The sequence below is a fragment of the Schaalia sp. lx-260 genome (genome assembly GCF_021083645.1).
Lineage (GTDB): Bacteria > Actinomycetota > Actinomycetes > Actinomycetales > Actinomycetaceae > Pauljensenia.
Genome location: NZ_JAJNRQ010000001.1, coordinates 296383 through 309371, shown reverse-complemented (window position 1 = coordinate 309371; position 12989 = coordinate 296383). Strand labels below are relative to the sequence as shown.

General features: G+C 50.8%; 8 protein-coding genes and 1 riboswitch. All 8 genes read right to left on the bottom strand.

Going from position 1 to position 12989, the window contains the following annotated elements; genetic code table 11:
* Window positions 1-46: 46 nt before the first annotated feature.
* The 8 genes from guaA to LRP57_RS01180 all read right to left on the bottom strand — a co-directional run bounded on the left by guaA (window position 47) and on the right by LRP57_RS01180 (window position 12957).
* Window positions 47-1621: a glutamine-hydrolyzing GMP synthase gene (gene guaA / locus LRP57_RS01215; RefSeq protein WP_231234922.1), complete on the bottom strand. Its 1575-nt coding sequence runs from the start codon at window positions 1619-1621 to the stop codon at window positions 47-49.
* A 132-nt stretch (window positions 1622-1753) separates the two neighbouring features.
* Window positions 1754-3496, bottom strand: coding sequence for a bifunctional phosphoribosylaminoimidazolecarboxamide formyltransferase/IMP cyclohydrolase (purH, locus tag LRP57_RS01210; RefSeq protein WP_231204260.1), 1743 nt, complete (start codon window positions 3494-3496; stop codon window positions 1754-1756).
* A gap of 23 nt (window positions 3497-3519) precedes the next feature.
* Window positions 3520-3605: riboswitch (ZMP/ZTP riboswitch) on the bottom strand.
* A gap of 143 nt (window positions 3606-3748) precedes the next feature.
* On the bottom strand, window positions 3749-5284 hold the full coding sequence (locus LRP57_RS01205) for a cell division protein PerM (protein ID WP_231204258.1): 1536 nt from the start codon (window positions 5282-5284) through the stop codon (window positions 3749-3751).
* 88 nt (window positions 5285-5372) lie between these two features.
* Window positions 5373-6299, bottom strand: coding sequence for a succinate--CoA ligase subunit alpha (gene sucD, locus LRP57_RS01200; protein ID WP_231204256.1), 927 nt, complete (start codon window positions 6297-6299; stop codon window positions 5373-5375).
* 18 nt (window positions 6300-6317) lie between these two features.
* Complete coding sequence (gene sucC / locus LRP57_RS01195) at window positions 6318-7493, bottom strand: ADP-forming succinate--CoA ligase subunit beta (RefSeq protein ID WP_231204254.1); 1176 nt, start codon at window positions 7491-7493, stop codon at window positions 6318-6320.
* Between the two features lie 131 nt (window positions 7494-7624).
* On the bottom strand, window positions 7625-10369 hold the full coding sequence (locus tag LRP57_RS01190) for an ATP-dependent helicase (RefSeq protein ID WP_231204252.1): 2745 nt from the start codon (window positions 10367-10369) through the stop codon (window positions 7625-7627).
* Window positions 10370-10679: 310 nt separating this feature from the next.
* The gene (locus LRP57_RS01185; RefSeq protein ID WP_231204250.1) at window positions 10680-12170 is read right to left on the bottom strand and encodes a DUF1846 domain-containing protein; all 1491 of its coding nucleotides are present in this window, start codon (window positions 12168-12170) and stop codon (window positions 10680-10682) included.
* A 136-nt stretch (window positions 12171-12306) separates the two neighbouring features.
* A complete protein-coding gene (locus LRP57_RS01180) occupies window positions 12307-12957 on the bottom strand; it encodes a LuxR C-terminal-related transcriptional regulator (RefSeq protein WP_231204248.1) in 651 nt (216 codons plus the stop codon).
* Window positions 12958-12989: the final 32 nt, after the last annotated feature.

Below are 12989 nucleotides of genomic sequence, written 5' to 3'. Positions count from 1 at the left end.
CCGCTCACATAGTAGCGTCAGCATGTAGGTAACAGGCTACGCTGGATCACTCCCATTCGATTGTTGCAGGAGGTTTCGACGTCACATCAAGTACTACGCGATTCACGTCAGCAACAGAATTTGTGATACGCGTCGAAATACGAGCAAGCACGTCATATGGCAGTCGCGTCCAATCCGCTGTCATTGCGTCCTCCGAGGACACTGGACGCAACACAATTGGATGACCATAGGTACGCCCGTCCCCTTGCACACCTACTGAGCGCACATCAGCCAATAAAACCACAGGGCACTGCCAAATCTGCTCATCCAAACCAGCAGCCGTTAATTCTTCACGCACAATCGCATCAGCTGCACGCAAAATATCTAAACGCTCACGTGTCACTTCACCGACAATACGGATCCCTAAACCTGGTCCAGGGAAAGGCTGACGAGCAACTAAATACTCTGGCAATCCCAGTTCACGACCTACAGCACGCACCTCGTCCTTAAATAAAGTACGCAAAGGCTCAACCAGTTCAAAAGTCATATCGTCAGGTAAGCCACCCACATTGTGATGGCTCTTAATATTGGCAGCTCCTTCACCACCACCAGACTCAACCACGTCAGGATACAGGGTGCCTTGAACTAAGAACTTCACTTCACCACCCTCAGCGCCGATTTCTTCAATCACACGCTTCTGGGCAGCCTCAAAACTCCGGATAAATTCACGGCCAATAATCTTCCGTTTCGTTTCGGGGTCGCTCACTCCCGCCAAGGCATCAAGGAAGCGGGCAGATTCATCACATGTCACGACTTTAATGCCCATGCCACGCGCATAATCGCCTTCAACTTGCTCACGTTCTCCGTGACGCAGCAAACCGTGGTCAATAAAGAAACACGTCAGCTGGTCCCCTACTGCTCGGTGAACTAAAGCGGCCGCAACCGACGAATCCACACCGCCTGATAAAGCACAAATAACCTGCGCGTCACCCACTTGCTGACGAATCGCAGCAACTTGCTCATCAATAATTGAACCTGCAGTCCACGAAGGTTCAAGTCCAGCACCCTCATATAGGAAATTCTTCAGCGCGTCTTGCCCGAAAGCTGAATGTCCTACTTCTGGGTGCCATTGCAAACCGTATAAACGACGTTGCGGATCTTCAAAAGCCGCCACAGGTGTTTGCAAGGTCGAAGCCGTAATTTGGAAGCCTTCTGGCGCTTCCTGAACAGCATCTCCGTGACTCATCCACACCACTTGATCCATAGGGGTCCCAGAAAATAAACACGAATCCCGAGAAATCTGAGCATCCGTATGACCGTATTCGCGTGTACCTGTCCGCCCTACGCGCCCGCCCAGAGCCGCAGCCATTGTTTGAAAACCGTAGCAAATTCCAAGGACCGGCACACCGGCATCAAAAATAGCTGAATCAATACTGGGTGCGCCGTCTTCATACACAGATGACGGCCCACCGGACAAAATAATGGCTGCAGGATTTTTTTCTAACATATCCTGCACAGGCATCGTATGCGGCACGATTTCTGAATAAACCGATGCTTCGCGTACACGACGTGCAATCAGTTGAGCATACTGAGCACCAAAGTCAACAACAAGAACGGGACGAAGGGTATTTTGTTGAGTCACATCCCCCATGCTACCTGCACGTCAGGCTATATCGCCTCAAGCAGCCGCTAAGAGAGAAATATCGCGCCAACACCTAGGCTGGTAACCTCACGTCCGCAGTGTTTACCTGCTGTTCCCCCAAGCCCCTATTCTTCAGTGCGCGAAATGCCGTGTCCCTGTGAAGTACATGGTGATGCCAGCCTGCGTAGCCGCGTCAATTGATTCCTGATCTCGCACAGAACCGCCTGGCTGAACTACAGCTTTCACGCCCGCATCAATCAGGGTTTGTAAACCGTCAGCGAATGGGAAGAAAGCATCCGAAGCCGCAACCGCCCCTTCACTGCGTTTCAGTGGGGAATGATCCAAGAGGTCGTCTGCACGCGCCCCACCGGCACTAGCCACCTGATCGGTTCCGTGAGCTGCAGCATCCCCGGTTGAGCGTGAACTTAAAGTATTGGCTCGTTCCACAGCGAGCTTACATGAGTCCACACGGTTAACCTGCCCCATACCTACGCCAACAGAGGCACCATCTTTCGCAAGTAAAATAGCGTTTGAGCGGACAGAGCGCACACAACGCCACGCAAATACGAGGTCACGCAGAGTCTGCGAATCAGCCGGTTGGCCTGCCACACATTCCCAATGCGCAGGGTCATCCCCGGCCTCGGTTACATCGTCTTGACGTTGAACAAGCAAACCACCACTGATTTGCTTAAATTCATATCCGCCACGCACTGGAGGTTTCACAGCAAGTACGCGGAGGTTCTTTTTAGTTTTGAGGATTTCTAAGGCCTGTGCTTCGTAAGCCGGAGCAATCACGACCTCAGTGAAAATCGGAACGATTTGCCGAGCCGTTTCCGCATCAATCATGCGATTTGCTGCGATAACGCCTCCGAAAGCTGAAACGGGATCACATGCATGGGCTTGACGATGAGCAGCGGCAATAGTATCAGCGATAGCGATACCGCACGGATTCGCATGTTTGATGATGGCAACGCATGGTTCCTCATGGTCATATGCTGCGCGTAAAGCCGCGTCACCATCTGTGTAGTTGTTATACGACATCGGTTTACCGTTAAGTTGCACCGCATGGGCGATGCCTTCATAGGGTTCAGCTTGTTCTGCAGTATTCTCGCTGTTCTTTTGTGCTGCTTCTTCGGCGGAGCGAGCACTGTAAACAGCTGCTTTTTGATGTGGATTTTCACCATAACGTAAGGTTTGAATGAGGGTGAAAGTATCTGAGAGCTGCCTTGGGAATTCAGCAGTATCACCGTTTTCATTCACTTGTTCACTAAACCATTGGGCAACAGCCGTGTCGTACAGTGCGGTGTGTTTGAAAGCTGCTGCTGCCATTGCGCGGCGTTGGAGCAAAGTGAATCCATTGCTTTGTGCAGCTCGTACAAGAGCATCGTATTGGGCGGGTGAGGTTACTACTGCAACTGACGGGTAGTTTTTTGCTGCGGCACGCACCATTGAGGGGCCACCGATATCAATTTGTTCGACGCATTCATCAGGTAAAGCCCCGCTGCTCACAGTATCTGAGAAGGGATACAAGTTACAGACTACCGCATCGAATGGGGCGATATGTAGCTCATCAATTTGTTTGCGATGATCGGCTTTACGCTGGTCAGCAAGGATGCCTGCATGTATTTTCGGGTGGAGGGTTTTCACTCGCCCTTCTAATATTTCCGGAAAGCCCGTCACGTTATCCACAGGGGTTACTGAAATTCCTGCATCCGCTATCCGAGCAGCGGTAGAGCCGGTCGATACGATTTCTACGCCAGCTTCATGCAGGTGTGCAGCAAGGCTTTCCAGCCCTGTTTTGTCGTAGACAGAGATCAGTACGCGAGTGATAGGGCGAAAGTCGATTGATTCCAGATGATCGAGACGAACGGACACGATATCCTCCATGGTTTATCTAGCCCAGGCGCCCAGGCGGGCGACGCCTCGAAGGGCAGTGCGACTACTCCCCGGTGGTGAACCACCCTCGCCAGTTGCAGCCTCTTGCATTTAGCAGTCTAGTACCCTTTATGCTCCTAGGGGTGATATCGCAGTTTTCTGGTCGCTCTGCCTGTTGTCTGCCAGTTATACGTGGAGGCGACATCCTTATTTTCAGTTTTTTCGCATAAAAGAGGTAATGCTGCGGGCAGGTTAGGAGTCTTCAGTTTTTATTTCAGTGGATGAGCTATTTTCCACACGAGGATCATCACCGGGACGCGATTGAGATACTTCCTGGGGGCCCGGCTCAGATACTTCACTATTTTCAGTGGCACCTGCTGACTTTTCCTGTTGTTTTTGCATATGTGAGGCCTCAGTAAGGACAGGTTTGCTGTGTTTTTCTTGCTCTGTGCTGCCCTTTTCGTCCTCTGAATTTTCTTTCGCTGATTCATGCGTATTTTCCGTAAAGTCTGCACTAGACCCGTCAAGATCCACCTCAGCAGAATCTAGTGGGTCTACTAAAGCGGCTTCCGCAAGAACAGAGGTATCCCGAGCGTCCCGGTATTCTGCTCGCATGCGCTGGCACTGTGTACGTGCCCATCCCACAGTGGCAGGGTGAGCGATCAGAACGCACACAGTGATCGCCCCGCACATTGCGAGGACCAATAAGCTGGGTGCGCGCCATATGTCCGGCCCGAGGATACTCATGCGTTCAGACCCAATATGCATACGAGAAGCTCCGGCAGCACCCACACTGAGGAGCCACAGGGTCACACTCATCGTGAGGAGGCTTCCGGCCTGTGCCCGTATAGAAGGTTCACACGCACGCATACGCACATAGATTCCATATGCGCATCCGGCGGCAATAAGGAAAACAATGACCCACGCGCCCGTTGTTTGCGCAGGAAGCGCACCTAAAAGAGGGACAACCGGTATTGGAGCTACCGGTGTTGATGTTGGAGAATGAAGGGCGTCTGCCCCCACATAAAAACCTGCACCGGTCAGCCATGACACAGCCCAGACGATAGCTGTCGGCATGAACATGAGCTGAGCCATGACCGTCATCACTGTGTCATAAGTTGAAGAAATAAAGAAAAGCTCGTGTATGTGAACGATCCGATCCCATGCCGCCCATACTGCACAAATGAGCGCCATAAAGCCTACGCCCGCTGCCCCAAGAGCTGCAAGAACGCCCAAACGCAACCCGTGTTTTACCCAATCGGGAATCCGTATCTGCACGTGTTTATTGACACTCGAACTCAGGAGAGACCATATTACAGCGATTATGGGAAGGATGAGGCTGCCCACAATAGTCGTATGCCATTGCAGGTGATCTGAGGTTCCCGCAGCGAGCGCACATGATGTGAGAGCAAAACCAATCACAGCCCACCATTGTGAAATTGCAGGAAAACGGCGGCTTGATATCAGAAAAGCTCTGAGGAATAGCAGCACGATAAGGCAGATCAGTGTGGGGATCACACGAATGTGGGTGCCACTCATGTTCAGCGTCCCGCCCAGGACGAGCCCCCATAGGTCGCCTCCTGTAGCGAAAGCATCCGACCAGGTTGCAGATTTCAGCCACGGATTCGCAGCGATACTCCAGTAGGTCGCCATCACCATCACTATGACAAGCCCCCAGCTGACAAGTGCTGCTTGCACACCTGAAAGCATTGCTCGTGCCCAGCCGTCGGGCAGACGGATGTGAATGACTGGGCGCGCTTGGGCTTCAATAGTTTTTGTTTCGCTCATCAGGTCAATACTGCCTTGGACGTGGGTCAGCCACCTACCGGAAGCGCCGATAGATGGCTGATTACTTCTGTGAGGAAGCTCGAAATATTTAGCTGAGGGCTTGTAATGCTTCACGAGCGAGAAGAGCTGTTTGTGATGGGGTCCTCCCGACTCGCACACCGACAGCTTCAAGAGCTTGGGCTTTGGCTGCTGCTGTTCCGGAAGAACCTGACACGATGGCTCCTGCATGTCCCATTGTTTTACCTTCAGGTGCAGTAAAGCCAGCGACATATGCGACCACAGGTTTTGTCATGTTTTCGCTGATCCATGCGGCAGCGCGTTCTTCTGCGTCGCCTCCGATTTCACCGATCATGACCACTATATCTGTGTCAGGGTCAGCTTCAAAAGCAGCGAGCGCATCAATATGTGTTGTTCCAATTACCGGATCACCGCCGATTCCTAGGCATGTGGTAAAGCCGATGTCTCGCAGCTCAAACATCATTTGATAGGTTAGTGTGCCGGATTTGGATACGAGTCCAATGCGCCCTGGTCCGGTGATATCGGCCGGGGTGATACCGACGTTGGATTGTCCGGGGCTGATAATTCCTGGGCAGTTTGGACCAATCAGACGTACACCTTTGTTCAGTGCGTGGTTCACACATGCTGTGGAATCAGCAACGGGAATGCCTTCTGTAATCATGACCAGAGTGCCAATTCCTGCATCAATTGCTTCATATGCAGCGTCTTTGGCGTAGGCAGGTGGAACGAATATGACAGATACATCCGCTCCTGTGGCTGCCATGGCTTCTGCAACTGTCCCGTACACGGGTACTTCGTGCGGGCCGTCGTGTACTTGGTCAGCGCATGGGCCGTAGCCTTCAACTGTGAAAGTAACTGTTGTTCCTGCTTTGCGTGGGTTTACGCCTGCCACTATGTGGGTACCTGCATTGAGCATACGAGCGGTATGTTTCATACCTTCTAATCCCGTCATTCCTTGGACGATTACGCGGGAGTCAGCGTGGAGGAAAATCGACATCGGTGTTCCTTTCAGCTTTTAGTTCTGGGATGCGGCGAGTTCGGCGGCAAGGCGAGCAGCGCCGTCCATGGTGTCAGCCATGTGGACGAGGGGATGATGGGCGGCTTCGAGGATTGCGCGTCCTTCGAGGACACGGTTCCCGTCCAAACGCACAACGATGGGTTTTGTGGCCGCGTTTCCTAGGGTGTCAAGTGCGCCAATAATGCCTTGAGCTACTTGATCGCATGCGGTGATTCCACCGAAAACGTTGACAAAAACTGCGCGAACTTGATCGTCACCAAGGATGACATCTAAACCTTGGGCCATGACTTGGGCTGAAGCGCCACCGCCGATATCTAAGAAGTTTGCTGGCCGCATACCGAGGTCTTTTCCGGCCATTGCGACGACATCTAGTGTTGACATGACCAGGCCTGCACCATTTCCGATAATGCCGACTTGTCCTTCGAGGCGCACGTAGTTCAGGCCGGCTTCTTTTGCTTGTGCTTCACGGGGGTCTTCAGTGCGCGTATCAACAAGCTGAGCGTGGTCCAGATGACGGAAAGCAGCGTTATCGTCAAGGGTTACTTTTCCGTCAATGGCGAGGATATTTCCTTGAGCGCTCAGAACCAGGGGGTTTACTTCAACGAGTGTGGCATCTTCATCTCGGTAGGTTTCCCACAGTTTTACGAGGACAGGGGCAACTTTTCCCGCGGTTTCGTCAGCGAAACCAGCGTCTGAGAGAATTTTCAGTGCAACGTCATGGGTAATGCCTAAGAGCGGATCGAGTCCTTGACGGATCAGAGCGTGTGGACGCTCGGCCGCTAAGGTTTCTATGTCCATGCCGCCTTCACGTGAACACATCGCAAGGTGTTGACGTCCTGCCCGGTCAAGGAGAATGGAGAAATAGTATTCTTCAGCGATATCAGCGCCGCAGGCTATGAGGACTGTATGTACGGTGTGGCCTTTAATGTCCATACCGAGGATCGCTTCAGCTTTTTCTTTTGCTTCGTGTGCGGTGCGCGCAAGTTTTACTCCGCCAGCTTTGCCGCGTCCACCAGTTTTCACTTGCGCTTTGACAACCACGAGGTCTGTGTGCGTAAGTAAAGTCTGTGCTGCGTCATAGGCTTCTTCTGGTGTGGTTGCAACAATGCCCGGTAAGGTTGGCACGTCGTGACGTGTAAATATGTCTCGTGCTTGGTATTCGTAGAGGTCCACCTTGTGTCCCTTCAGGTTGTGGCGTAAGGGGAGGATGTTAAACATATCGCTCAACATCGAGACGTTCTTCTTAAGAGTAACGCGATCTGGGCCATTCGTCCCGTTTTTGGTTCATTTTAAGAAAACTCTTTTCATATTTTCTGCATCGGAGCCATTCGGACAAGTAAACGTTTTTCTGTCCCAGCAAAATCAACCCGCGCAATAGCCCGAGGGCCTTGCCCTTCAACACCTATGACTGTGCCTATCCCAAGGGTCGTATGACGGACTCGATCCCCTGCTGAAAGTTCCAATGATGGCGCACCTGCGCTAGGAACAGAAACAGTTGAGGTGTCGCTTGCCGTTGCAGAAGTAATCTGTGACATTCCCATACGTTGTACTGTGCGCATACGCGGGGCCACTGTAAAAGATGCCTTATGTGACGAGTACCCGGCACCTAAGATATGACCTTCATCTTCCTGAGATGCAGATGAGGAATATCGCTGAGATCCTACTTCGTTGCCGTAACGAATTTTTTCCATTGAGCTACGCGCACGTCTGAATTCAAGTAATTCCGTTGGTATATCGCTCAGGAACATTGAGGGGGGCATTTCTTGCGGTGCTCCCCACGAGGTGCGAACTGCCGCACGAGTCAGATAGAGGCGTTCCCGCGCGCGTGTGATAGCAACATATGCTAAACGGCGTTCTTCAGCCAGCTCGGATGTGTCAGAGAAGGAACGCTGATGCGGGAAAGTGCCATCTTCCATACCGGTGACAAATACTGTGGGAAATTCTAGGCCTTTTGCTGTGTGTACTGTCATTAATGTGACTTCCCCGTGGGTTCCGTCTTGGGAAGGCACTTGATCTGAGTCAGCAACTAAAGCCACTCTTTCTAAGAAATCCACAAGGAAACTTTCCGGGTGGGCAGAAGAAAAGTCTTGAGCAACTGAATGAAGTTCTGCAAGGTTTTCTATTCGTGAGGCATCTTGCACATCTTCACTTTCCCGTAACTGTTTAATATATCCGGTTGTGTCAAGAATATTTTCAAGAATGTGAGCACTCATTCCTCCGCAGCTATCACAGGTGCGGCATACTTCGATGAGGCCCCAGAGTCGTGCCACTGATTGAGCAGCACGAGGCGTTAAACCGGTAACTTCCGGTATGTGTTCTTCTTCAGTGTGATGCTCCGCAGCAGAATATTCGCGCGGCTTTGTCCCGTGTTCTGATTTTTCAGATTGAGTAAAAGGCTGGATCTGCGTTCCTGTTTCGTCGCATATTCCTTCGCCTTCACCTAACGGCCGCCCGCATGAAAGCCACACATGGCGAAGTGCTTGTCCAAATGAAATGCCATAACGGTCAGCATGTGCGCTCAGTGCGGCTTCTGCTTTTGCGCCCAATCCGCGACGAGGAACATTCAGGATACGGCGTATTGCTACAGCGTCGTCAGGATTTGAGACGACGTGCATATACGCTAAAGCGTCTTTAATTTCTTTACGCTCATAAAATCGTGTACCCCCCACTATTCGATAGGGAATACTTTGCCTGACTAATAATTCTTCAAATGCGCGCGACTGTGAGTTAGTCCGATAGAAAATAGCGATATCACCCCATTTCGCGCCTTGATCGGTAAGACGATCAATTTCCGAAATCACAAAACGTGCTTCATCACGATCAGAATCTGCCACATCCACAACAATCGGTTCCCCATCGCCACTGGCGGTCCATAGTTTCTTTGGAAAACGCCCGTGGTTTTGAGAAATCACAGCATTTGCTGCTGAAAGAATATTTTGGGTGGAACGGTAATTTTGTTCCAACATGATTGTTCGCGCACCAGAAAAATCGCGTTCAAATTCCTCAATATTACGAATAGTTGCGCCACGAAAAGCATAAATCGACTGGTCAGAATCACCCACCACAGTAAGTTCAGCAGGCATATGACCAGCGTCTTCTGTTCCAACGAGTTCCCGCACAAGCACGTACTGCGCATGATTTGTGTCTTGATACTCGTCAACGAGGATATGTCGGAAACGCCGATGATAGTACTGAGCAATCTGTGGATGCGAACGCAGAAGTTGGACGGCACGCATAATCAGATCATCAAAATCAACAGCATGAGCTTGTGCCAGTCGCTTCTGATACTCCGCATATGCAGGTGCCACAATACGTGAAATGGGATCATGTAATGCCTGTTCAGCATATTTTTCAGGCGTAATCAGCTCATTCTTCAGATCACTGATACGTGCTGAAATCAGCTTTGGGCTGCACCGTTTCACATCCACTTCAGCGTCTTTTAACACCATCTGTATGAGGCGCTGACAATCCTGCGCATCATAAATGGTAAATGTGCTCCTCAACCCCGCAGCCTCATAGTTATCCCGCAATATTCGCACACATGCAGAATGGAATGTGGACACCCACATACCTGCAAAACCGCGTCCCACCAGCGCTGATACGCGTTCACGCATTTCAGCAGCCGCTTTATTTGTGAAAGTGATCGCCAGAATCTGTCCGGGTGTTGCTTGCCCTGTCGCTAGCGCGTAGGCAATCCGATGAGTTAAGACACGTGTTTTACCAGAACCTGCACCTGCCATAATCAGTAGAGGTGAGCCATGATGTGTTACTGCTTCACGCTGCTGTTCGTTCAGACCAATAAGAAGCCGATCTGCCTGCTCACTGTCCTCATGTGCATGCCAAGAGTAGGTATCTGAAGAAATACCCTGCCGAGGCTGTTCAAAGGAAGTGTAGTGTTCTTCCCCCAGTACAGGAAGATCAGCATGTGACTCCTGATTTTCACCTGAAGTCAGATACGGTTTCGTAATATGCCCATTTTTTGCTTCGAGAGAGCTTACAGGGACATACTCAGAACCAAGGTCCGGTAGTGCAGTGAAGTTACGTTCCATCATTAATTACTTTAACGACACATACCCACATCTGCGGTACATATGTGTCGCGCTTTCTTGTCAGCAGTTTCTCTTTCCATATACGATCTGAGCCTCGCACAGTAAGTGGAGCGGTAGCGCCTTGAGTGTGCTATCCCTCAATCACAGGCCAAGGCCAGTGGCTGTTAGGTACTCAAGTCGCCTACTGGGAAGGAGCAGACGAACGTCCTTCCATGCACCTACCCCACATATTCACCAGATCACGTAGGTCAAAGCGCACCCAAGGTATCGTCGTACAGAAATTCCCAGCTACCAAGTAACATGCCTGCGTTTAACGCTTTTGGTACAGCCTCTTTGTCGCATACACAGGCTCATTCGTCACTTGAATACCTAACGAACGGAAAATTCCTTCATCAACAGGACCTAAAATCGTTGACGTGTGAACATCACACCCACGTAAAGCAGCAAGCTGTTCCAATGCTCGACGGGCATTTTCGTCACCATTTGCGGACACCGCTAAAGCAATCAGCACCTCATCAGTATGCAAACGAGGATTTTGAGAACCCAAATGCGCAGTCTTTAACGTCTGAATCGGCTCAATTGATTCAGGAGCCAGTAATTTCACCTCATCATCAATCCCTGCCAGTAATTTCAACGTATTCAAAAGCATCGCTGAACATGCACCAAGCAGTTCACTGGTTTTACCTGTCACAATGCGCCCATCTGCCAATTCAAGAGCAGCAGCTGGCCCATTCGTTTCCTCAGCAACACGTAAAGCCGGCAGCACCACAGGACGATCAGTAGGTTCAATACCTAAAGAAGTCATCAACAGAGCAATACGCTCTGATTGAACAGGGTCTACTTCGTCACGACGTTCCTGAACTAAAGCCTTGTAATAGCGGCGGATGACTTCTTGCCGTGATGCCTGACAACACACCTCATCATCACTGATACAGTGCCCCGCCATATTCACACCCATATCGGTTGGCGACTGGTAGGGTGATTCACCGAGGATTTGTTCAAATAAACGTGACAATACAGGGAAAATCTCCACATCACGGTTGTAGTTCACGGTTTGCACACCATGAGCTGCCAGATGGAAAGGATCAATCATATTCACGTCATCAAGATCCGCTGTCGCCGCTTCATAGGCAACATTAACAGGGTGATCTAAAGGCAGATTCCAGATCGGGAATGTCTCAAATTTGGCGTATCCTGAACGAATACCGCGTTTATGGTCGTGATACATCTGCGACAAACAGGTTGCCATTTTACCTGAGCCGGGGCCTGGTGCTGTAATCACCACAAGGTCACGGCTGGTTTCAATATATTCATTACGACCGTATCCTTCATCTGACACGATTTTTGCCACATCACGCGGATATCCAGCAATCGTGTAATGCCGATACACAGGTAGGCCGAGTTTTTCTACCTTATTTTTGAAAGCCTGCGCTTGGTGGTTGTCATCATTCCAGCGTGTCACCACAACTGAACCAACATGAAGCCCGTAGGAACGGAAGGCATCCACATGACGCAGAACGTCGTCTTCATAGGGAATACCCAGATCAGCGCGCACCTTGTGACGCGAAAAATCTTCCGCATTCACCACGACAACGATTTCTACTTCATCAGCTAGTTCAGCAAGCATGACGATTTTGTTATCAGGGGTAAAACCCGGCAGCACACGTGAAGCGTGCATATCATCTACCAGTTTCCCACCGAATTCTAAGTAGAGTTTCCCACCGAATTGTGCTCGCCTCTGTGCAATATGTTGAGATTGCATTTCGAGGTATTTTTGGCGGTCGAATCCGATCTTCTGCACGTGTCACTCTCCAAAAAGCTAGCGGCAGGTGTCCCGATCGCCGTCCGGTGACCCTCGCGCCCGCCTTACCGATTCTAGCGGCAGCAACGGTAAGCGCATAGTTGAGGCACCACAAAGCAGAAAGTCTCGTTTCAGATCACACTATGTGACGTTGAATGGCCCAGCGTGTCAGTTCGTGCCGGTTCGACAACTGGAGTTTACGCAGTACCGCTGAGACATGTGTTTCTACTGTTTTAATAGAAATAAACAGCTCAGAGGCTACTTCCTTGTAGGTATATCCACGCGCAATCAAACGCATCACTTCCTGTTCACGCGCAGATAACATATCCAGTTCTTCATCTGTATAAGCCACAGCACCCGTCCCAAAAGCATCAAGGACAAATCCTGCAAGCCTTGGACTAAAAGCGGCATCTCCTGCTGCTACACGACCAATTGCTTCCACCAGATCAGGAGTAGAAATCGCTTTTGTCACATACCCTCGGGCACCTGCACGGATGACTGACACGACATCCTCTGGGGCATCTGACACTGATAAAGCTAAGAAACGTACTGAGTCAATATCTTGACAGCGTGCAGCAACTTCCGCACCGCCACCGCCCATTCCTCCCGGCAAATGCACGTCAAGTAAAGCCACATCTGGGCGCAGTTCATGACAGGCCACAATAGCGCTATCAACATCCGTTGCCTCGCCAATAATTTCTAAATCTGCGCCGCAAGACTCAAGTTCAGCACGTACCCCCGCACGTACCATAGGGTGATCGTCAATGACGATCAAACGAATAGTCATCACATGTCCTTTCGTGGCGTATCAGCTATATG

Excerpts from the sequence above, each read along its gene's own strand:
- LRP57_RS01180 (WP_231204248.1), bottom strand. The coding sequence starts at position 12,957 with ATGACTATTCGTTTGATCGTCATTGACGATCACCCTATGGTACGTGCG.
- LRP57_RS01190 (WP_231204252.1), bottom strand. The coding sequence starts at position 10,369 with ATGGAACGTAACTTCACTGCACTACCGGACCTTGGTTCTGAGTATGTC.
- sucD (WP_231204256.1), bottom strand. The coding sequence starts at position 6,299 with ATGTCGATTTTCCTCCACGCTGACTCCCGCGTAATCGTCCAAGGAATG.
- LRP57_RS01205 (WP_231204258.1), bottom strand. The coding sequence starts at position 5,284 with ATGAGCGAAACAAAAACTATTGAAGCCCAAGCGCGCCCAGTCATTCAC.